We start from the raw sequence: 20344 nt of genomic DNA, 5'->3' as shown, positions 1-20344 counted from the left end.
CCCGGCGGGGCAAAACCCCCCCGCGTGGGGGGGCCCCCGGGCCCGGCCCCCTGGCCCCCCCCCCCCGCCCCCCCCGGGGCCGGGGGGGGGGGGGGCCCCCCCCGGGGGGGGGGGGGGCCGGCCCCCCCCGCGACGGAGGCCGACCCGGGCCGAAGGGGCTAACAACTGTTCGCCATTCTATGGGCAGATGTGGTCATGCATCGTCGCGTATTCTGGTTTCGTGAAGCTTTCGGAGTGGGCGCGTCAGCAGGGCGTGAGCTATCAGACCGCCTGGCGGTGGGTGAAGGACGGGAAGATGCCCGTCCCCGTCCGCCAGGCGCCCTCCGGAACGTGGATCGTGACCGAGCCCGCGAGTGTCGAAGGCCGCGTAGTCGCTTACTGCCGTGTCTCCTCCGCCGACCAAAGAGATGACCTGGACCGTCAGGCAATGCGGGTCGTGGAGGGAGCCAATGCGCAGGGTCTCGCCATCAGCGAGGTCCTCAAGGAGGTCGGCTCCGGACTTAACGGCGAGCGGCGCAAGCTGCACAGGGTCCTGGCTGACCCGACCGTTGCGGTGATCGTGGTCGAGCACCGGGATCGGCTCGCCCGCTTCGGCGTGGAACACCTGGAATCTGCGCTGTCGGCGACCGGCCGGCGTTTGGTTGTCCTGAACCCGCAGGAGACCACCATCGACCTGGTTCGGGACATAACCGAGGTGCTGACCTCGATGTGCGCCCGGCTGTACGGGCAACGTGCGGCGAAGGACCGCGCGGCCCGTGCCGTGGCCGTGGCGACCAGCGAGGGCGCCGAGTGAAGAAATTCCAACCCCAGCCGGGCTTTGTCGTGCAGGCCTACCGATTCGCGCTCGACCCGAACGTGACGCAGGAGCAGGCGCTGCGTTCGCATTGCGGGGCGGCCCGCGCCGCCTACAACTGGGCGGTGTCGTGGGTCTCGGCGTCCTGGTGGCAGCGGCGGGCAGAGGAGTCCTACGGCGTGCCGGAGGAGGAGTTGACCGAGTGGCGGTCGTGGTCACTGTCCACGCTGCGTAAGAAGTTCAATCAGGTCAAGCGCACCGACCCACGGTTTGCCGACTGGTGGGAGGAGAACTCCAAAGAGGCCTACAACACAGGCCTGGCCAACGCCGCCGCCGCGTTCGACAACTATGTCAAGTCCAAGCGCGGGCAGCGTAAAGGCCCGCGGATGGGCGTTCCTCGCCGCAAGTCGAAGCATCAGGCGCGCCTGTCGTGCCGTTTCACCACCGGAACCATCCGTGTCGAGCCTGACCGCCGCCATGTGACCCTGCCCCGGCTCGGTGTGATCCGCACTCACGAGTCCACGCGCAAGCTTGAGCGCCGCGTGACGAACGCTACCGCCCGCGTCCTGTCGGCCACCGTGCGGTTCGAGCGGGGTCGGTGGTTCTGCTCGTTTCAGGTCGAAGTCAGCAAGAACGAGCGCACCCCGGCCCGCCCGGATGCGGTGGTCGGGGTAGACCTCGGCGTCAAGTGTCTCGCCGTGGTGGCTGACTCGGCGGGTGAGGTGCGGTATGTGCCGAACCCGGCGCACTACGACCGGGCGCTGAAGGTACTCAAGCGGATGTCTCGCAGGGTCTCCCGCCGCAACGGGCCGGATCGGCGCACCGGCCAGACACCGTCGAAACGGTGGCTGATCGCGAACGCCGAACGTAACCGCGTGCACCACCGGGTGGCGAACCTGCGGCAAGACGGCCTGCACAAACTCACCACCACCATCACCCTTGAGTACGGCACGGTGGTGGTGGAAGACCTCAACGTCGCCGGGATGCTGCGTAACCGCCGGCTGGCCCGCAAGGTCGCCGACGCCGGGTTCGGCGAGATCCGGCGACAGATCACCTACAAGACCGGCTGGGCCGGCGGTGTGAGCATCGTGGCTGACCGCTGGTACCCCTCCTCAAAGACCTGTTCGGGCTGTAGGGCAGTGAAAACCAAGCTGCCGCTGCACGTCAGAACCTTCATCTGCGACGAGTGCGGCCTCATCCTCGACCGGGATGCCAACGCCGCCCGCAACCTCGCTGCCCTCGCGGCAGCCGTAACAACTGGTACCGGAGTGGCCGGAGACCAGGACGCGCCAGCGTCGAAACCGCGTGGAGCCGACCAGAAGACCCGCGCCACCCGCCCCAGCCGTAAGGCCGGGGCGCAGCGGGCAGGTGGCGCAACCCTGCCGCACCAACGGCAGGAAGAAACGCGAGACCGCCATCAGGACACCGAAGCCCTCACGCTTCGGTGACACCGTTACGGACCTTCCGCGCGGAAACGCGTGGACTGCTGAGACCTGACGATGGAATCAGCAACGGGAACGGAGCGGCCCGGTCGGCGGGCGGCCTGACACCCACGGTCAGGCCGGGTGGGCCGGCCGTCTGGCCGACGCAGCGGACGGACAGGCCCACCCAACCGCCCGGAGACGAACTTGCCGCGAAAAAGCCCGCGAAAATCGGCGCTCCACGGGATCACGCGGGAGCCGGCGACGGAGTAACGTATTTCACCGGAGAGGCCGCTCCCCCCGTGGCGGCCTCTCTTTTAATTTACCCGCACATCTACTGTGCCGGCACGTCGTCCCGATCGGACAGCACGACCGGGTGCCGCAGCCCCGGGTGACCCGCCGGCAGCGAGCGCCGGATGACCAGCCAGCTCACCGCCAGCGCCGCCGCGACCAGCGGCCAGGTCAGCGCCACCCGCGCCACCACCAGCGCGACCACCTGCCCGCCGAGCCACAGCGGCACGAACACCGCGAGCCGCAGCAGGTAGGTCGCCGCCCAGATCCAGCTGCCCCGGCCGTACGCCCGCAGCAGCGCCGGGTCACGCCGCCACCGGCCGCGCTGGCCCAGCGCCGCCCCGACCAGCACGCCGAGCAGCGGCCAGCGCACCACGATGCTGACCATCCAGGCCAGCCCGCTCGCCGCGTTGGAGACCAGCTGCACCAGGAAGAAGTCGGTGGCCCGCCCGGTCCGCAGCGCGATCAGCGCGGCCACGCAGACGGCGAGCAGCCCGATCAGCACCGACCGCGGCCGGTCCCCGCGCCGCCACCGCCAGCCCGCCACCGCCGTCCCGGCCAGCACGGCGGCGACCACCCCGCCCCACAGCCCGGCGGCCAGCCAGCCGACCGCGAACGCCACCGGCGGCACCGTCGCGTCCAGGGCCCCCCGCCGGCCGCCCAGCAGATCGGCCAGCGACTCCGGGCGCTCCCCGGACGGCCGCCCGCGCTCCGGCGTGCCGGTCAAGCGCCACCTCCTCCCGTCGCGTCCCAACCTACGCGGACAGCCGCGGGGGCTCCGACGAGCGCCGGACCCCGCCGACCGTTAAGTTGTCCGGGTGCGCGAGACGGCAAGGGGTTGGACGGCGGTCTGGTTGGTCGTACTGGCGTTGGCCCAGACGGCCGCGTTCCTGGTGGTGTGGCGCTTCGCCGTGCACACGGAACTCGGCCAGTGGCTCGACACCGTCGCGCTGACCGGCAACCGCATCGGCCAGGAGCGCATCGACGGCCCGGTCGACCGCATCCTCAACGCCATGTCGGTGGTGTCGCTGCTGGCCGTCACCGCCATGATCGGCTTCATCGCGCTGATCCGCGGCCGCAAGGCGCTCGCCGTCACCGCCACCCTGCTCATCGCCGGCGCCAACGTCAGCACCCAATTGCTCAAGCGCTACCTGGACCGCCCCGACTTCGGCATCGACCCGGAGCGGGCCGCGGCCGGCAACAGCCTGCCCAGCGGACACACCGCCGTGGCCGCGTCGGTGGCGGTAGCGCTGATCCTCGTGCTGCCGCCGAAGCTGCGGGTGGCCGGCGCGTTCCTCGGCGCCGGCTACGCGGCCGCCGCCGGGGTGGCCACCCTCTCCGCCGGCTGGCACCGACCCAGCGACGCCGTCGCCGCGTTCCTGGTGGTCGGCGCCTGGGCCGCGGTCGCCGGCCTGGTGCTCCTGTTCTTCCAGCGGGAACAGGCCGTGGTCTCCCCGGCCGACTCCCACCGGGTCGCCGCCGCCGTGCTCGGCCTCGCCGGCGCCCTCGCCCTGGTCGTCTCCGCGCTCGCGCTGTCCTGGCTGGTCGACCGTTCCACCACACCCGTCGAGGAACTCACCCGCCGTCCGCTCTTCATCGGGTACGCGGGCAGCGCGGCCGGCATCGCCGGCACGATCGCCGTGGTGGCCGCGCTGGTCCTGGCGGTGGTGCATCGCCTCGTGCCCCGCTGGAAGGGCTGACCGGCCGGGATCCCCGGCCGGTCCCCGGAGCGGGTCAGCGGTAGTAGGTGCCGATCGTGGTGCCGCTGGCGATCTCCCGGCCCTTGAGCGCCCGGTGCACCTCGGTGGCCTGCGGCGCGCCGGACAGGTCCAGCGGCCGGTTCAGCGCGTAGAGGCGGAAGAAGTAGCGGTGCGCCTCCTCACCCCGCGGCGGCAGCGGCCCGCTCCAGCCGGTCTCGCCGAAGCTGTTCGGCCACTCCCGGCCGCCCGGCGGCACCCCGCCCTCGGGCACCTCACCGGTCTGCGGCGAGATCCCGGTGACCAGCCAGTGCAGGAACGGCTCCTTGCCGGCGTCCGGGTCCTCGACGAGCAGGACCAGCTCCTCGGTGGAGTCCGGTACGTCCGACCACTGCAACGGCGGTGACAGGTTGTCGCCGTCCTTGGCGAACCGCCCGGGCAGCAGGTCGTGGTCGGTGAACGCGGTGCTGCGCAGCATGATGCCGGCCATTCGGCGCCCCCTTTCTCGTCGACCGGCGCGTACCCGGCGGGTCGGCGACGAAACGGCGGATGCCGCGATCCGGACTTCTGCTCAGAAGGCGTACCGGATGCGGCAGTACGGGACGCGGGCCGCGATCAGGTCGGTCAGCGCGGTCACATAGCGGCCCTCGTGGCCGGTGCGGTAGCGCACGTTCCAGCCGCCGGTCTGCGACCGTTTGGGCTGTTGGAGGTCCGGGCGCCAGAGCAGGTCCTCGGCCTTCGGGTGCCAGCCGAGGTTGACCTCGTGCAGCCGGTCGTTGTGGGTGAGGAAGATGACCTCGGCGGCCAGCTGCGCCCTGGCTCGGGACCCGATGCCGGCGTCGAGCTGGTCGAGCAGTTCCGCCCAGTCTTCGAGCCAGCCGTCGCGTACCACCACCGGGCTGAAGTTGACGTGCACCTCGTAGCCGGCGGCGACGAAGTCGTCGATTGCGGCGATCCGCTCGGCGACCGGTGAGGTGCGGATGTCGAGCAGCTTGGCGTCGCGGGCCGGCATCAGGGAGAACCGGATCCGGGTACGTCCGCGCGGGTCCCAGTCGAGCAGGTCGCGGTTGACGTGCTTCGTGGCGAAGCTGGCCTTCGCGGTGGGCAGCTCGCGGAAGCAGGTGACCACTTCCCGGACGTTGTCGCTCACCCGGGCGTCCGGCGAGCAGTCGGAGTTCTCGCCGATGTCGTACACCCACGCGTGCGGGTCGCACTGGTTCGGGGTGTCCTTCGCCCCCTGCCGGGCGACGTGCCGGGAGAGGTAGCCGGTGATCCGCTCGATGTTGGCGAAGACCGTGACGGGGTTGCTGTGGCCCATGCGCCGAGGGACGTAGCAGTAGGCGCACGCCATGGCGCAGCCGTTGGCGGTGGACGGGGCGATGAAGTCGCTGGAACGGCCGTTCGGCCGGGCGGTGAGCGACTTCTTCACTCCCAGCACGAGCGTCTCGGTCTTGATCCGCACCCAGCGAGCCACGTTCGTCTCGTCGCCGTACAGCTCGGGGATGCGGGTGTGACTGTCGATCTCGACTCGTTCGGCGTCGGGGAACCGGGCCAGCACCTGCTGGCCGCGCGGCAGCGCGGCGGCCTCCGGCTCGACGAAGATCCGCCGGATGTCGAGAAGCCGGGACTGCGGGACGACGTCGGTCACGAACCTGTCCAACTGCGGATCGGTCGCCCTCTTCCCGTCTGTGACGGCGCTTCCACCCGACCGCGCCGGCCACGTGAAAAGCGGCCCCTGGGTGGTTTCGCCAGTGGCGGCAGTGGCCGCGCCGGTCAGGGGACCGGCGCAATGTCAGCCGGCGGCTACGAGCCGAGGTATCGCAGGATCGCGAGGATCCGGCGGCTGTAGCCGGTGGCGTGGGTGAGGTCGAGCTTGTAGAAGATCTTGACGTGCTTCTCGATCGCGCTCTGTGAGACGTGCAGCCGCTCGGCGATGGCGGCGTTGGTGTGCCCCTGAGCCATGTGGTGCAGCACGTCGCGCTCCCGTGGGGTGAGGCGGTTGAGCGGGTCGGTGTGGCTGGTCGCGGAGATGAGCTGCCGGACCACCTCGGGGTCGAGCGCGGTGGAGCCGGCGGCGACGCGGTCGAGCGCGTCGAGGAAGTCCTCGACCTGGGCGACGCGGTCCTTCAGGACGTAGCCGACGCCTTCGGACCGGTCGGTGAGGAGCTTCGCGGCGTAGCGCCGCTCGACGTACTGGGAGAGGACCAGCACGGCGGTGTCCGGCCAGCGGCGCCGGATCTCCAGCGCCGCCCGGAGCCCGTCGTCGGTGTTGGTGGGCGGCATGCGGACGTCGGTGACGACGACGTCCGGGCGGTGCAGCTCGACGGCGACGACGAGCTGCTCGGCGTCGGCGGTGGCGGCGACGACCTGGTGGCCCTCGTCGGCGAGGAGGCGGGCCAGCCCCTCGCGGAGCAGGGTGGAGTCTTCGGCGAGCACTACGCGTATGGCACCTCGGCCCGGATCGTCGTCGGGCGGCCGGGCGGGCTGTGCAGCTCGAACTGTCCGTCCAGCGCGGTGACCCGGCGGGCGAGCCCCTGGAGGCCGCTGCCGTGCGGGTCGGCAACGCCGATGCCGTCGTCGCACATGCGTATCTCGATTGCTTCGTCCCGCATCTCGATCCCGATGGTGATCGAAGTGCGTAGCGCGCAGACCCGCGGCTTTAGCTGTGGGGTGAGCGTGTCGATTTCGGACGGGCAGTAGATAGCACGGGGTTGTATATTGCACGGGTGTCCGTTGCCCTGCGGTCGAACAGCAACGTCGTGTTCCAGTGCGCTTTCCACGTCGTGTGGTGCCCGAAGTACCGACGCCGGGTGCTGGGCGGGCGGGTCGAGGAGCGGTTGGAGCAGCTCATCGGTGAGGTGGTGGAGGAGAAAGGGGCGTGGTTGGTGGCGCTGGAAGTCATGCCTGACCATGTTCACCTGCTGGTTGAGGTGGACCCGCAGTTCGGTGTCCACAAGCTCGTCAAGGCGATCAAGGGACGGACGTCTCGGGTGCTGCGTGAGGAGTTCCCGTCGCTGCGTTCCCGGCTGCCGACCTTGTGGACGAACTCGTACTTTGTGGCGACCACCGGCGGTGTCCCGGTGGCAGCGGTGAAGGAGTATGTCGAGCAGCAGAAGGGCCGCTGAATGCTGACCGGCCGCCGCTATCTGCTCGCCTTCACCGATGAGCAGGGCGTCTACGCCGAACAGGTCGGCGCGGTGTGTCGGGCGGTGTGGAATACGGCGTTGGAGCAGCGCCGTGAGTACCGCCGCCGCGGCGCGTTCATCGGCTACAACGAGCAGGCCGGGCAGATGGCCGAGGCGAAGAAGGACCTGGACTGCGCGTGGTTGGCCGACGCGCCGTCGCACACGTTGCAGCAAACCCTGCGGGACCTGGACCGGGCGTGCAAGAGGCATGGCACGTGGAAGGTGCGCTGGCGGTCCAAGGCCCGCACGGCCCCGTCGTTTCGGTTTCCCGACCCCAAGCACATCGCGGTGCGGCGGCTGAACCGCAGGTGGGGTGAGGTGCGCCTGCCGAAGTTCGGGCCGGTCAGGTTCCGGTGGACCAGGCCGTTGGGTGGCGCGATCCGCAACGCCACGGTCTTGCGTGACGGCGGACGCTGGTACATCGCGTTCTGCGTCGAGGACGGCGGGAGCGAGGTTGCCCCGAACGGTAAGCCGCCGGTCGGTGTGGACCGGGGTGTCACTGTGGCTGTGGCCACCTCTGACGGGGGGCTGGACGAGCGGGAGTTCGTCACTGCAGGCGAGGCGGCCCGGCTCAAGCGGTTGCAGCAGCGCATGTCCCGGTCGCTGCGGGTCCATGGCCGCAACCGCGGATCGAAACGTCGCGACGCTACCCGCGCGCAGCTCGGCCGGCTCAACGCCCGTATCCGGGCCCGCAGAGCTGACTTCGCCGCGCAGACCGCCGTGCGTCTGGTTCGCGAGCACGGCATGGTCGCTGTCGAGGGCCTGCGGATCACAAACATGACGGCCAGCGCGAAGGGCACCGTTGAGCAGCCCGGCCGTAACGTCCGCCAGAAGGCTGGCCTGAACCGGGCCATCCTCGCCAAAGGGTGGGGCGGATTCCTGCTCAAGCTCGAACACGCCGCCCGCTACCACGGGGCAAAGATCGAGAAGGTGAACCCCGCGTACACGTCGCAGACCTGCAACGCCTGCAAGCATGTCGCCTCGAAGTCCCGCGAGAGCCAAGCGGTCTTCCGGTGCGTCGCCTGCGGGCATCAGGACCACGCCGACGTGAACGCGGCCAAGAACATCCTCGCCGCCGGGCTGGCGGTAACAGGGCGCGGAGACCTAGCCGCAGGGCTGTCTGTGAAACGCCAACCACCCGCACGGCTCGCGGCGTGAACACGCCTCAGCCACGGGAATCCCCCGCCCTACAGGCGCGGGGAGGAAGTCAACAGGGTAGCTCCGCGTGTGTTTGGTGCTGTTGGTGATCGCTTCGCAGACGACGAAGTAGAGCACGGTCTCGATCGGTCGGGCCGGCCGGACGGGCACGTCATAGCTGATCCGGACGGGGATCGCCGACCGCTGCGCCACCATCGCCGGGGTGTGGAAAACCGCACCGCGGAGAACGAATAGTCTGATCCGCTCAATCCGGGAGTGGGAAGGCGGGACGGGCGGATGGACACGGTACGGGCGGCGTTCCGCGACGAGTGCGCGCGGCTGGAAGGGGTGCTGCGCGGCCTCGACGCGGCGGACCTGGACCGGCCCACGCCGTGCCCGCCCTGGGCGGTGCGGGACCTGCTGGCGCACGTGCGCACCGGCGCCGGGCGGCTGGTCGGCATGCTCGCCGCGCCGGCCCCCGAGCGCGCCGAGGTGGACGCGGCCGGCTACTTCGGGGCGGCCAAGTTCGCGCCCGAGGTCGACCGGGACCGGATCGACGGCGCCCGGCGGGAGGCGCGGGAGCTGCCCGGCGTACCCGAGGTGGCGGAGGGCTTCGCGCGGGCCTGGCGGGCCGCCGACGCGGCGGTGGCCGCCGAGCCGCCGGGGCGGCTGGTCCGCACCCGGCACGGCGACGCGATGACGCTGACGGAGTTCCTGCGTACCCGGGTGGTGGAGGTCGCCGTGCACGGCCTGGACCTGGCCGACGCGCTGGACCGGCGGCCGTGGCTGACCCCGACCGCGGCGGCCGTGGTGGCCGACCTGCTGGCCCATGGCCGGCCCGTCCCCGACGGGCTCGGCTGGGACGCGCTCACCCTGGTCCGCAAGGCCACCGGCCGGGAGCCGCTCACCGATCCGGAGCGGGCGGTGCTGGACCGGACCGGCTGGCGCTGGCTCTCCTTCGGCGGCTGACCGGTGCGGTGAACCGCATGGCCACCTCGTCGGCGTCGGGCCCGGCTCGGCGACCGGTCGGTCTCACGGCGCCCGGCGGCGGAACCGGCGTCCGGCATAGATCAGCGCGCTGACGGCGAAGAGCACCCCGCTGACCGCCAGCCATCGGCCGAGCATGGCCCGGGGCGCCAGGGCGGTCGCCGAGACGTAGGTGCCGTCGCCGAGTCCGAGGATCCCGGGCAGGTAGACCAGGAACAGCAGCCCGGCGCCGAGCGCCGGGACCCGGACGTGGTTCAGCAGCGACGGGATGCCGCCCCGGTCCAGAGCGCGGCGCATCACCCGGTCGAGTGACGCGTACACCGGGAAGAGGACCAGGTCGTGCGCGATCACCGCGCCGAGGAACCACAGCAGCATCCGGCCGGCCGACGCCTCACCGGCCAGCCGCAGCGCGATCCACCCGGTGACCGCGAAGCAGCCGGCCAGGAGCAGCGCGTGCCATAGCGCGGCGCCGTAGGCGCGCCGGAGGTCAGCCATCGAACACGATCTCCGCCACCCACTTGGTGCAGTGCACCCCCGGCAACGCGGGCACGATGATCCGCGCCGGGAAACCGTGGTCGGGGCTGAGGTCGACGCCGTTGACCCGCAGGGCGAGCAGCGCGTCCGGGTCGGTCACCTGGCCACCGTGCAGGACGGCCTCGCGGAACAGGCCGGCACGCTCCAGCGACCGCACCCGCGCGGTGGCCGGATCGGTCGCCCCGACCAGCCCGGCGAGGTCACGCAGCCGGACCCCGGTCCAGGTCTGCGAGGTCGACCAGCCCTCCACGCAGGCGATCGGCAGGGTCGCCGTGTGCTGCGCCATGCCGAGCAGCCGGGCCCGGTCCAGGGCCGCCGTGCGGTTCCCCGCGCGCAGCGTGAGCCGCCACCGCGGCCCGGTCTGCTCGGGGGTCACCCCGGCCGCGGCCACGCTGCGGTTGACCGGGAAGCCGGTCGGCCCGCCGTCGATCCTGCGGCCGCGCGGCAGCAGCAGCGCGGTGCGGCGCAGCGCGTCGACGCTCTGCCCGACGGTCAGCGCCGCGAGCAGCAGCGCACCGCCGCCGACCAGGGCCAGGACCCCGCGTCGGCTCATCGTCGCCGGCCCGGGCCGCCGGGCCACGAGGCCGTCCGGATCCGCCGGCTCCGGCCCGGTCCGCCCCGACGGGGTACGCGCGAAGCCCGGTCCCCGCAGCGCGCTGACCAGCCGGGGCAGCTTGATCGCCACATGGGTGACCAACGCGGCCGTGAAGATCCAGGCGCCGTACCAATGCGCCGTGTAGAAGTCGAAGCCGAACAGGTACGCGTACTGGATGTTCAGCAGGCCGGTGACCGTCTGGAAGAGGATTCCGCCGACCAGCAGCAACAGCGACAGCCGCTCCAGCACCTGGGCGGCCGAGCGGGCCGGCGGCCAGTCGAAGAGCTTGGGCACCACCGACCAGAGCTTGCCCAGCACCACCGGCACCACCACGATCCCGAGGGTCACGTGCAGCCCCTGGGTGACGCGGAACAGCCAGGCGGGCCGGGTGGGCCAGTCGAACACCGGCGGGTGCAGCCAGCCCACGTCCCGGGGGAACGCCTGGCCCAGGCGGGGCCCGTAGGCGATCCAGTCGAGCAGCCCCGTGACGATCACCAGGGGCAGGGCGGCCAGCAGCACGGCGCCGAGCACCGAGGTGAGCCAGGGCCCGCGCACCGGGCTGCGCCAGGCCCGGTCGAGGGCGTCGACCCCGGGCGGCCGGTGCCGGGCCAGCCCGCGCCACAGCCTCGCCGGGACGGCGGACGGCGGGTCGTGCGGACCCGGACCAGCGGACACGTCTCCTCCTACCCTGCGGAGCTTGCGTTCCCCGCCAGACGCTAGACGCGGCACGCGCCGGCCGGTCCGGTTTGCCGCATTACCGAACGCTTACGCTCGTCCCCTACGGACCGCTGACGTCCGGCGCAAACCGGCCAGACCCGACCGCGCGGTGCCCTAGCCTGGCCGCATGCGGGTACTGGTCACCGGCGCGGCCGGCTTCATCGGATCGCAGATCGCCGACCTGCTGGCCGCCGAGGGCCACCAGCCGGTCTGCCTGGACGCGCTGCTGCCCCAGGCACACGGCGGCGCGCCGCCGGAGTGGTCCCGGCCGCACGACCTGGTGGTCGGCGACGTCCGCGACGCCGCGCTGCTGGACCGGCTGCTGTCCGGGGTGGACGCCGTCTGTCACCAGGCGGCCATGGTGGGGCACGGGCTCGACCCGTCCGACGCCCCCGGCTACGCCGGCCACAACGACCACGGCACGGCGGTGCTGCTCGCCGCCATGCACCGGGCCGGGGTGTCCCGGCTGGTGCTGGCCAGCTCGATGGTGGTCTACGGCGAGGGGCGCTACACCTGCGCCCGGCACGGCGTGGTCCGGCCCGCCCCGCGCCGGCCCGCCGACCTCGCCGCCGGCCGGTACGACCCGACCTGCCCGGCCTGCGGGGCCAGCCTCGACCCGGCCCTGGTGCCGGAGGACGCCCCGCTGGAGCCATGCAGCACGTACGCGGCCAGCAAGCTCGCGCAGGAGCACTACGCCGCGGCCTGGGCCCGGCAGACGGGGGGCGGGGTGTGGGCGCTGCGCTACCACAACGTCTACGGCCCCCGGATGCCCCGCGACACCCCCTACGCGGGGGTCGCCTCGCTGTTCCGCTCGGCGCTGGCCGACGGCCGGCCGCCCCGGGTGTACGAGGACGGCCGGCAGCGGCGCGACTTCGTGCACGTCACCGACGTGGCCCGGGCCAACCTGCTGGCGCTCACCGCGCCCACGCCGGACGGTCTGCTCCCGGTGAACGTCTGCTCCGGCGAGCCGCACACCGTCGGCGACCTGGCGACCGCGCTGGCCCGGGCGATGGGCGGGCCCGAGCCCGAGGTGGTCGGTGGCGCGCGGGCGGCCGACGTCCGGCACGTCGTGGCCGACCCGACCCGGGCCTGCGACCTGCTCGCCTACACCGCCCGGGTCAGCTTCGTCGACGGCGTGGCCGCCTTCGCCACCGACCCGCTGCGCGAACCCGCCGCCCTGGTCGGCTGACCCGACAGACCCGTCGATCATGAGGTTGGCGGCGCACTCCGTCCGGTTCGTCCCCGCCAACCTCATGATCACCGCGACGGGGCGCGCGGGCACGCGGTCAGGAGACCGTGAACAGCAGGTGGTTGACGGCGAGAGCGGTGAGCGCCTGGGCGGCCAGCCACCAGCGGCGGGTCGGCGTGGGCAGGTGTGCCGCGGCGACCAGCAACCAGACTACGAACGGCAGCCAGATTCGCTCCACCTCGGCCTTGCTCATCCCGGACACGTCGGCGGCGGCAACCGCCAGTGCGGCGGCGGCCGGGAGCAGGACGGTCGGCCTGAGCGCGGTCACCCGCGCGACCGGCTTCCCGCCGTCACCCAGGGATCCCGCCGCGCGCCGGTGCGCGCGGGCCGCGAGCAGCGCGCGGCGCAGCGCCGGCCCGAGCGCCGGCCCGGCGGAGAGCAGCAGAGCTGCCAGGTTCGCCCAGACCCAGTAGGCGTACGGGCGGTCGGCCGCCCAGCCCTGGTAGTAGCGCTCGACCAGCCGGTCGTACCCCTCCCACCAGCGGAAACCGGCCAGCACGAACAGCGCCGTGACACCCGCGACGCCGGCCGTGGCGGCGAGCAGCGCGGCCCGGCGGCGGTCGCGGCGTAGCGCCAGCACGGTCAGTGCCAGCGCTCCCACCAGCACGAACCCGTACGACAGGTGCAGCGCGAAGCCGAGCAGCAGTCCGCCGGCCAGGGCGGCGACCGGCCCGCGTACCGCCAGCAGGGCCAGCCCGGCGGCCACCACGCCGGTGAACACCGCGTCGCCGGAGGCGCCCAGCCAGACCGCGCCGGGCAGCAGCACCAGGAACGGCATCACCGCCCGGGCCGCCTCGGCGGCGCCCAGCGCGCGCAGGGTGACCGGCACCGAGACCGCGACGGTCGCGCCGACCAGCACGCAGCAGAGCGCCGCCGCGGTGCCGCCGCCCAGGCCGATCCGGTCCAGCCAGACGAAGACCAGCAGCGCGCCCGGCGGATGCCCGGCGGTGTGCGTGGACCAGGAGTCGGGCTGGAAGTCCAGGATCCGGTCGGTGAAGCCGGCCAGCATCCGGGGGATGTCGGCGACGCCGGGCACCTCGTGCAGATACTCGGCTTGAGCGGTGAGCCGCCGGGTCAGCCCGGCCGACCAACCGTCGATCAGCGCCAGCGACAGCGTCCAGGCCACCGCGGCCAGCCAGCCGGCCGCCAGCAGCGGACCCCACCGGGCGGTCCGCGCCCAGTGCAGGCCCGGCCCGAGCACGACCACGGCGACCAGCATCGCCAGCGGCGTGCCCCAACCGAGGTGCGGCCGCCAGGTCGCGTAGAGCGGTGCGGCGTCCGCGTGCAGCCCCACGCCGCGCCGGTTGAGCACCAGCCCGACCGCGACCGCGGCGACGAGCAGCACCGCCTCGACGGCCAGCACGAACAGGTCGCCCCGGTCCCTGGGGATGGCCGGGGGCGTGACGGGGGCCCGGCGCAGGGCGGCTGCGGGTCTCATGACGACCGGACGATACGGCCTGCCCGAGGGCCCCCGCGGTCGAACCGTCGGTGCGTCACCGAACGGTAAGAATTGCCTGGTCGGTAAGGGTTCCGTAAGCACGATCGGAGCCTTCGGAGGCGTTGGCGGGCCTAGCGTCGACGGCATGCGGACACAGATCGACGTGGTGCTGCCGTGCCTGGACGAGGCGGCCGCCCTGCCCGGCGTGCTGACCGCCCTGCCGCCCGGCTACCGGGCGATCGTGGTGGACAACGGGTCCCGGGACGGCTCGCCGGAGGTGGCCGCCCGGCACGGCGCCCGGGTGCTCCGCGAACCCCGCCGCGGCTACGGCGCGGCCGTGCACACCGGCCTCGAACACGCCGAGAGCGACCTCGTCTGCGTGCTCGACGCCGACGGCTCGTTCGACCCGGGGGAGCTCCCCGCCCTGGTCGCCCCGGTGGCGGCCGGCACCGCCGACCTGGCGGTGGGCCGGCGCCGGCCCGTGTCCGCCGGGGTCTGGCCGTGGCACGCCCGCGCCGGCACGGCGCTGGTCGCCGCGCTGCTGCGGCAGCGCGGGGTGCCGCTGCGGGACCTCAGCCCGATCCGGGTGGCCCGCCGGGAGGCCCTGCTCGCCCTCGGGGTCGCCGACCGCGGCTTCGGCTATCCCCTGGAGCTGATGATCCGGGCCGCCGCCGCCGGCTGGCGCATCCACGAGCACGACGTCCGCTACGCGCCGCGCGCCGCCGGCACCCGCTCCAAGGTCTCCGGCTCGGTCCGCGGCACCGTCCGCGCCACGCGGGACTTCCTGACCGTGCTGCGCAGCGTGGACGGCCGGCGGTGACCGTCCTGCTGGTGGTGGCCAAGGCGCCCGTGGCCGGGGCGGTCAAGACGCGGCTCTGCCCGCCCGCCGAGCCCGCGCAGGCGGCCCGGATCGCCGCCGCCGCGCTGCGTGACACCCTCGACGCCGTCGCCGCCACCCCGGGCGTCGTCCCGGTGCTGGCGCTGGCCGGCCGGTTCGCCGACGCCGAGGACGGGCCGGACCTCGCCGCCGCGGCCGCGGGCTGGCCGGTGCTGCCGCAGCGGGGCGACGACCTCGCCGATCGGCTCGCGCACGCGTACGCCGATGTGGCCGACGCATACCCGGGGCGGCCGGTGCTCCAGATCGGCATGGACACCCCGCAGCTCACCGCGGCACGGCTGGCCGCCGCCGTACGCCGGCTCGGTGCGACCGGGACCGACGCGGTGCTCGGCCCGGCCGCGGACGGCGGCTGGTGGGTGCTGGGCCTGCGCGACCCCCGGCAGGCGACGGCGCTGCGCGGGGTGCCGATGTCCACCCCCGACACCGGGCGGCTCACCCGGGCCGCGCTGGCCGGACGTGGCCTGCGGATCGGGACGCTGCCGGTGCTGCGCGACGTGGACGACTGGACCGACGCGCTCGCGGTGGCCGACCTGGCCCCCACCGGCCGTTTCGCGCGGGAGGTCGCCGCGCTCCGGCGCGCCCCGGTGGCCGGGGGTCGGCAGTGACCGATCTTGTCGGGCGGCCCGCCGGCGGCCCGCTCGACTCGCACGTCAATGGCTTCGGCACTGTGCTGCGCCACCGCGATGTCGACACGCACTGGCTGGTGCACGCCGACGGGACGCGCCGTCGGCTGCCGGTGGAGCGCTGGCACGGGCCGGCGGAGCCGGCGACCGCGGCGGTGGTGGCCCGCTGCGCCGGCCCGACGCTGGACCTGGGCTGCGGTCCGGGCCGCATCACCCTGGCGCTCACCCGCGCCGGGGTGACCACGCTCGGCGTCGACGTCTCGCCCCGGGCGGTCGCGCTGACCCGGGCCCGCGGTGCGGTTGCCGTCCAGGCCGATCTGTTCGCGCCACTGCCGGCCGAAGGCCGGTGGGAGCACGTGGTGCTGCTGGACGGCAACATCGGCATCGGCGGGAACCCCGGGAAGTTGCTGCGCCGGTGTCGGGCGCTGCTGCGCCCGGCTGGCACGGTGCTGGTCGAGCTCGAGCCGCCCGGGGCCGGGACCTGGCAGGGGCAGGTGCACGTGGTGTCCGGCCGATACCGGGGGCCGAGCTTCCGCTGGGCACGGCTGGACGCTCTGGCGGTGCACGCCCCGGCCGCCGCGGCCGGGCTCGCCGTACGCGAGGTATTTCCCGCCGGCCACCGCTGGTTCGCCGAGCTGGCGACCGCGTAGGTCGCCGCTCAGGCAGCCAGCGGCAGCCGGACGACGAACCGGCAGCCGCCGGTCACGTTACCGACCTCCACGCGGCCACCGTGCGCCTTGACGAGGCCGTGCACGATCGCCAGCCCCAACCCGCCGGAACTCTCCGCGCCGCCATCGCCCGAGCGGGTACGCGCGGGCTCGCCGCGGAATGCCACGTCGAACAGGCGTGGCAGGTCCGCCTCCGGGATCCCGCCGCAGGTGTCGGCGACGGCCAACCAGGCGTCACCACCGCTGCGCCCGGCGTCCACCCGAACAGTGCCGTCCTCGGGGGTGTACCGAATCGCGTTGAGCAGCAGGTTGCGAACCACCCGAGCCAGCTCCGGCTCGCTGGCGGTGACCATCGGCCAGCCGGACTCGGCGGCGACCAGCCGGATCCGGCGGGCTTCCGCCAGCGGCGCTGCCCCGGCGAGGGCGTCGGACACCACCTCGCCCAGCGGCACCGCCGACAGCGACAGCCGCAGCGCCCCGGCGTCGATCCGCGACAGCTCGAACAGGTCGTCGACCAGCCGGGTCATCCGGTCGGCCTCCACCCGTATCCGACGGTGATATTCGCCGACCGTGGTCACGTCGGCGACCACCCGGTCCTCCAGCGCCTCGGCCATCGCCCGCAGCCCGGCCAATGGCGTGCGCAGGTCGTGCGACACCCAGGCGATCAAATCCCGGCGCCCCTTCTCGATCCGCCGTTCCCGCTCGCGGGCCTGGTCGGCCCAGACCGCCGCAGCGGCGAGCCGCCGCCCGAACAGCCAGCCGACCGCGAGGCTGACCGCCGCCGCCGCGCCGACCGTGATGAGAACGACCTCCAAGTCGTGCGCAGAGAGGAACATCGCCTCGGCGACCACCGACACGCCCGCCGCGACCGCGCCGACGGTCATCACCAGCAGAACCGAGATGTGTGCGGTGATCGAGCGGATGCGCAGCAGCCGCAGCGCGCCGGCGCCGACCAGGGCAACGCCACCGGCCGCCCCGAGCGCCACGCCGAAGATCAGGGCGACGTCACCCATCGATCGGCTCGTACCGGTAGCCGACACCCCAGACTGTGACGATCCGTTGCGGATCGGCCGGGTTCGCTTCGATCTTTTCCCGCAGCCGACGCACATGGACCGTGACGGTGGACTGGTCGCCGAACTGCCAGCCCCACACGTGCTCCAGCAGCTCGGCTCGCCGCAACGCCCGTGCCGGATGACGCATCAGGTGTGCCAGCAGGTCGAACTCGCGCAGCGTGAGGGCCAACTGCCGGCCGTGCAGCCGAGCCACCCGGGGACCGGTCTGCACGACCAGGCCGCCGTCGCTGAGCACGTCGACGGCCGGGGCGGGGAGGTCGCCGCCAGCCCGGCGCAGTACAGAGCGCACCCGCAGCACCAGCTCACGCGGGGAGAAGGGCTTACTCACGTAGTCGTCCGCGCCCAGTTGCAGGCCCAGGATCCGATCGGCCTCGTCGCCGCGGGCCGTCAGCATCACGATTGGTACGGGGTCAGGCCGCTGCCGCAACCGCCGACACACCTCGAGCCCGCTCAGCACCGGCAGCATCACGTCGAGCACGACCAGATGCGGCGGGTCGGCCGCGACCGAGGCGAGGGCGGCGGCGCCGTCGCCGACGTGGTCCACCTGGTAGCCGGCGTGCTCAAGATAGCGGCACACCACGTCGCTGATCGTCCGGTCGTCGTCAACGACCAGCACCCGATGCGGCACCGTCACACCTCCCACCGCGTGTCAGGTTAGCCGCGCACCGGACGGGCGACGAAGCGCGAAATCTTGCGAAGCCCTTACGGTTCGCTGCCCGCCTCGCCGGGAGCTGCGCGTGGGTGGCCGGCGCCGGCCATCGACCCGGCGCTGGTCCTCTTGGACGGTCAGGCGTCGGTGGCCGGCGCGGTGGTGCGGCGCAGGTGGTCCAGGACGACGGGGTCGATCCGGCCGGCGACGATGCGCTCCTCCAGGTTCTCCACGCCGGCCCAGGCGGCGAGCGCCTCGTCCACCCCGGCGGCGGTGACCGGGTGGCCGGCGGCGGCCAGCAGCGTGGCCACCTCGTCGGCGACCGGCCCGGTGAGGTCGAGCAGGGTGGCCGGGTCCGGCGTGCCGAAGAGCAGGGTGTGGATGTCGAGCAGGCGGCCCAGCTCGGCGACCGGGTCGCGGTGGTCGTCGACCCGCAGGTCGACCAGCTCGTCGCCGGTGCCGGCGTAGCCGCCGTGCCGCTGCACGACGAAAAGGGCGGCGCTCTGCCGGCCCCGCCGGTCGCCGCCGGCCCGGTCGCCGGCGGCGAGGGCGGCCAGCAGCCGCTGCGGGAACGGCAGGTCGGCCCCGCCGAGCCAGGCGTCCCGGAGCGCGTCGATGACCTCCGGGCCGGCCAGGATGTTGCCCTGTGCCGCCCAGCCGTCGCCGGACTGGCCGCCCGCCCAGGGGTGGCAACGCGGCCCGGTCCACGTGGCGCCGTCGCCCTTCGCCCCCACCACACCGAGCTGCCGGTCGTCGCGGCCCGGGTCGGCGGCGATCAGGCCCGCCACCACGTCCGCCGCGCCGACTCCGGTGCGCAGCATCGCCAGCCCCTGCGACCGGTACGCCAGATTGGCGTGGGCCTGGCTGGCGATCGCGCCGACCTCCGCCTCGGCGGCCGGCACCAGCGCCCCGGCGGCGAGGAACTTGCTGGCCACGGCGATGCCGTGCACGAGCCCGTCGGCGGAGCGGGCGACGATCGAGAAGGTCACCCGCGGATCGTAACGTCGGGGCGGGGGCGTCAGCGGCCCCCGACGGGGGCGCGGTCAGAACGGCGGGGCGGCCTCCTCCGGTGGGCGGCCCCAGGCGCGGCGGGCGTCGGCCACCGCCACCCCGAGCAGCACCAGCGGGGCGGCGAACGCCGCGACCAGCGGGGTGGCGATCGCCGCGGTCAGCGGCACCGCGGGCTTGAGCAGGGGCATGAGCAGCAGCAGGACGAGAACGGCCACCCAGCGCGACGGGGACACCCGGCCGAACACCTCGTACTCGAAGCGCGCCCGCCCGAGCAGGAAGAACGCCGGACCACCGAGGATCATGGCGAGCCACCCGACCTGGTTGTGGCCGGTCGGGTGCTCGTTGACCAGCTCGTAGCCGATCGCGGTGGCCACCACGCCGATCACCATCACCAGGTGGGTGTCGGCGGCGGAGCGGCCGATGGTGGCCGGGTGCGCGGCCCGGGTCACCGCCTCGCCCAGGATCCGCCCGGCCCGCTGCACGTAGATCCGCCAGAGCAGCACCGTGGTGAGCAGCGCGGCGGCGAAGGCGGCGGTGCGGGTGGCGCTGTCCGGTGCCCGGCTGTACGCCAGCCCGGCGATCAGGATCGTCTCGCCGAGCGCGACCAGGAAGAACTGCTGGTAGCGCTCGGCCAGGTGCTCCCCGTGGATGTCCCAGCGGGAGACCGTCGACCGGCCGAGCACGGGCACCGGCCAGCCGAACCGGGACGCCAGGTATTCCAGCAGGAGTGCGAGCGTCCAGAGCGTCACCCGTGCGTCGGTGGGCAGCAGCGCGCCGGCCAGCCAGAGCACCCCGGTCATGCTGAAGGTGATCAGCATGCGCAGCTTCAGCCGGCGGTGCTGGAGCCGGCGCAGGGTGAGCAGCAGGATCGCCGGCCGGCTCACCTGCACCACCACGTACGCGGCGGCGAAGGCCAGGCCGGTGCTGCTGAAGGCACGGGGGATCGCGACAGCCATCACCATGCTGCCCACCAGCGCGACGACCACGATGACCTGGAGCCAGATGTGGTACGGGTCGTAACGGCTCGTGGTCCAGGCGGTGCCCTGCCAGACCGCCCAGAGCGCCAGGAACAACAGCAGCGTCTTGCCGCCCCCGGTCACCGCCGTCCAGCCGGTCTTGCCCCCTTCCAGCGCCAGGTCCTCGAAGGCGCGGGCGGAGATCCGGGTCAGCGCGAAGACGAACACCAGGTCGAAGAACAGCTCCAGGAACGTGGCCCGGTTCGGTCCGCTCCCCGGGTGGAGCAGGGCGGCCGGCTCCGGAATCCTCACCGCCGCCTCCCGACCCCGGTCCACCCCACCTGGCAGTCGTAGCACTCTTTCCGGGCGTATCGCTTGGTATCGCGCCTATCGCCCCTGTGGCGGCTCCCGCTCGACGGGTC

Annotated in this window: 22 protein-coding genes; 10 read left to right on the top strand and 12 right to left on the bottom strand. The window is 73.5% G+C overall.

What is annotated here, in order from left to right:
• Nucleotides 1–220: 220 nt before the first annotated feature.
• Together ACFYPD_RS25845 and tnpB are read left to right on the top strand one after the other, a co-directional pair.
• Nucleotides 221–793, top strand: a complete 573-nt coding sequence (locus ACFYPD_RS25845; protein ID WP_387118501.1) for an IS607 family transposase — start codon at nt 221–223, stop codon at nt 791–793.
• Entirely contained in the window at nt 790–2241 is a 1452-nt protein-coding gene (gene tnpB, locus ACFYPD_RS25840) for an IS607 family element RNA-guided endonuclease TnpB (RefSeq protein WP_387118498.1), read from the top strand. The genes ACFYPD_RS25845 and tnpB overlap by 4 nt, the downstream gene beginning before the upstream one ends.
• A 307-nt stretch (nt 2242–2548) precedes the next feature.
• Here tnpB and ACFYPD_RS25835 read toward each other — a convergent pair whose 3' ends face one another.
• Nucleotides 2549–3232 carry a DUF3159 domain-containing protein gene (locus ACFYPD_RS25835; protein ID WP_387118495.1) on the bottom strand — a complete coding sequence of 228 codons (684 nt, stop codon included), beginning with the start codon at nt 3230–3232 and terminating at the stop codon, nt 2549–2551.
• A 91-nt stretch (nt 3233–3323) separates the two neighbouring features.
• Here ACFYPD_RS25835 and ACFYPD_RS25830 point away from each other — a divergent pair, with 91 nt between their 5' ends.
• Nucleotides 3324–4205, top strand: coding sequence for a phosphatase PAP2 family protein (locus ACFYPD_RS25830; protein ID WP_387118492.1), 882 nt, complete (start codon nt 3324–3326; stop codon nt 4203–4205).
• A 34-nt stretch (nt 4206–4239) separates the two neighbouring features.
• On the opposite strand, the gene ACFYPD_RS25825 is transcribed toward ACFYPD_RS25830, so the two are convergent.
• The 4 genes from ACFYPD_RS25825 to ACFYPD_RS25810 all read right to left on the bottom strand — a co-directional run bounded on the left by ACFYPD_RS25825 (nt 4240) and on the right by ACFYPD_RS25810 (nt 6814).
• The gene (locus ACFYPD_RS25825; protein WP_387118489.1) at nt 4240–4692 is read right to left on the bottom strand and encodes a YbhB/YbcL family Raf kinase inhibitor-like protein; all 453 of its coding nucleotides are present in this window, start codon (nt 4690–4692) and stop codon (nt 4240–4242) included.
• A gap of 81 nt (nt 4693–4773) precedes the next feature.
• Nucleotides 4774–5850 (bottom strand): spore photoproduct lyase family protein, encoded by a 1077-nt coding sequence (locus ACFYPD_RS25820; protein ID WP_387118486.1) that lies wholly within the window; start codon nt 5848–5850, stop codon nt 4774–4776.
• A 155-nt stretch (nt 5851–6005) separates the two neighbouring features.
• A complete protein-coding gene (locus ACFYPD_RS25815) occupies nt 6006–6647 on the bottom strand; it encodes a response regulator (RefSeq protein ID WP_387118765.1) in 642 nt (213 codons plus the stop codon).
• Nucleotides 6638–6814 carry a hypothetical protein gene (locus ACFYPD_RS25810; RefSeq protein ID WP_387118783.1) on the bottom strand — a complete coding sequence of 59 codons (177 nt, stop codon included), beginning with the start codon at nt 6812–6814 and terminating at the stop codon, nt 6638–6640. Before ACFYPD_RS25810 ends, ACFYPD_RS25815 begins: the two co-directional genes overlap by 10 nt.
• A gap of 114 nt (nt 6815–6928) precedes the next feature.
• Here ACFYPD_RS25810 and tnpA point away from each other — a divergent pair, with 114 nt between their 5' ends.
• The 3 genes from tnpA to ACFYPD_RS25795 all read left to right on the top strand — a co-directional run bounded on the left by tnpA (nt 6929) and on the right by ACFYPD_RS25795 (nt 9493).
• Complete coding sequence (tnpA, locus tag ACFYPD_RS25805) at nt 6929–7327, top strand: IS200/IS605 family transposase (protein WP_387118483.1); 399 nt, start codon at nt 6929–6931, stop codon at nt 7325–7327.
• Complete coding sequence (locus ACFYPD_RS25800) at nt 7328–8545, top strand: RNA-guided endonuclease InsQ/TnpB family protein (protein WP_387118480.1); 1218 nt, start codon at nt 7328–7330, stop codon at nt 8543–8545.
• Between the two features lie 276 nt (nt 8546–8821).
• On the top strand, nt 8822–9493 hold the full coding sequence (locus ACFYPD_RS25795; protein WP_387118477.1) for a maleylpyruvate isomerase N-terminal domain-containing protein: 672 nt from the start codon (nt 8822–8824) through the stop codon (nt 9491–9493).
• Nucleotides 9494–9556: 63 nt separating this feature from the next.
• Here ACFYPD_RS25795 and ACFYPD_RS25790 read toward each other — a convergent pair whose 3' ends face one another.
• Nucleotides 9557–10006 carry a hypothetical protein gene (locus ACFYPD_RS25790; protein ID WP_387118474.1) on the bottom strand — a complete coding sequence of 150 codons (450 nt, stop codon included), beginning with the start codon at nt 10004–10006 and terminating at the stop codon, nt 9557–9559.
• A complete protein-coding gene (locus ACFYPD_RS25785) occupies nt 9999–11315 on the bottom strand; it encodes a molybdopterin-dependent oxidoreductase (protein WP_387118471.1) in 1317 nt (438 codons plus the stop codon). Before ACFYPD_RS25785 ends, ACFYPD_RS25790 begins: the two co-directional genes overlap by 8 nt.
• A gap of 169 nt (nt 11316–11484) precedes the next feature.
• On the opposite strand from ACFYPD_RS25785, the gene ACFYPD_RS25780 reads away from it, so the two are divergent.
• The gene (locus ACFYPD_RS25780; RefSeq protein ID WP_387118469.1) at nt 11485–12546 is read left to right on the top strand and encodes an NAD-dependent epimerase/dehydratase family protein; all 1062 of its coding nucleotides are present in this window, start codon (nt 11485–11487) and stop codon (nt 12544–12546) included.
• A 97-nt stretch (nt 12547–12643) separates the two neighbouring features.
• Here the strand turns inward: ACFYPD_RS25780 and ACFYPD_RS25775 are convergent, their stop codons facing one another.
• The gene (locus ACFYPD_RS25775) at nt 12644–14044 is read right to left on the bottom strand and encodes a hypothetical protein (RefSeq protein ID WP_387118466.1); all 1401 of its coding nucleotides are present in this window, start codon (nt 14042–14044) and stop codon (nt 12644–12646) included.
• Between the two features lie 145 nt (nt 14045–14189).
• Here ACFYPD_RS25775 and ACFYPD_RS25770 point away from each other — a divergent pair, with 145 nt between their 5' ends.
• The 3 genes from ACFYPD_RS25770 to ACFYPD_RS25760 are packed head-to-tail and all read left to right on the top strand — an operon-like array spanning nt 14190 to nt 16215.
• Complete coding sequence (locus ACFYPD_RS25770; protein WP_387118463.1) at nt 14190–14864, top strand: glycosyltransferase family 2 protein; 675 nt, start codon at nt 14190–14192, stop codon at nt 14862–14864.
• Complete coding sequence (locus ACFYPD_RS25765; RefSeq protein WP_387118461.1) at nt 14861–15547, top strand: DUF2064 domain-containing protein; 687 nt, start codon at nt 14861–14863, stop codon at nt 15545–15547. Before ACFYPD_RS25770 ends, ACFYPD_RS25765 begins: the two co-directional genes overlap by 4 nt.
• Nucleotides 15544–16215 (top strand): methyltransferase domain-containing protein, encoded by a 672-nt coding sequence (locus ACFYPD_RS25760; RefSeq protein ID WP_387118459.1) that lies wholly within the window; start codon nt 15544–15546, stop codon nt 16213–16215. Before ACFYPD_RS25765 ends, ACFYPD_RS25760 begins: the two co-directional genes overlap by 4 nt.
• A gap of 8 nt (nt 16216–16223) precedes the next feature.
• Here ACFYPD_RS25760 and ACFYPD_RS25755 read toward each other — a convergent pair whose 3' ends face one another.
• The 4 genes from ACFYPD_RS25755 to ACFYPD_RS25740 all read right to left on the bottom strand — a co-directional run bounded on the left by ACFYPD_RS25755 (nt 16224) and on the right by ACFYPD_RS25740 (nt 20234).
• On the bottom strand, nt 16224–17246 hold the full coding sequence (locus ACFYPD_RS25755; RefSeq protein WP_387118456.1) for a sensor histidine kinase: 1023 nt from the start codon (nt 17244–17246) through the stop codon (nt 16224–16226).
• Nucleotides 17239–17934 carry a response regulator transcription factor gene (locus tag ACFYPD_RS25750; RefSeq protein WP_387118453.1) on the bottom strand — a complete coding sequence of 232 codons (696 nt, stop codon included), beginning with the start codon at nt 17932–17934 and terminating at the stop codon, nt 17239–17241. Before ACFYPD_RS25750 ends, ACFYPD_RS25755 begins: the two co-directional genes overlap by 8 nt.
• A gap of 158 nt (nt 17935–18092) precedes the next feature.
• Nucleotides 18093–18944: a DUF1028 domain-containing protein gene (locus ACFYPD_RS25745; RefSeq protein WP_387118450.1), complete on the bottom strand. Its 852-nt coding sequence runs from the start codon at nt 18942–18944 to the stop codon at nt 18093–18095.
• Between the two features lie 54 nt (nt 18945–18998).
• The gene (locus tag ACFYPD_RS25740; RefSeq protein ID WP_387118447.1) at nt 18999–20234 is read right to left on the bottom strand and encodes a low temperature requirement protein A; all 1236 of its coding nucleotides are present in this window, start codon (nt 20232–20234) and stop codon (nt 18999–19001) included.
• Nucleotides 20235–20344 lie beyond the last annotated feature (110 nt).

The organism is Micromonospora sp. NPDC005299 (assembly GCF_042872345.1).
Taxonomy (GTDB): Bacteria; Actinomycetota; Actinomycetes; order Mycobacteriales; family Micromonosporaceae; genus Micromonospora.
Note: the sequence above shows the minus strand (reverse complement) of the source record. Positions and strands in the feature narration are given on the sequence as shown.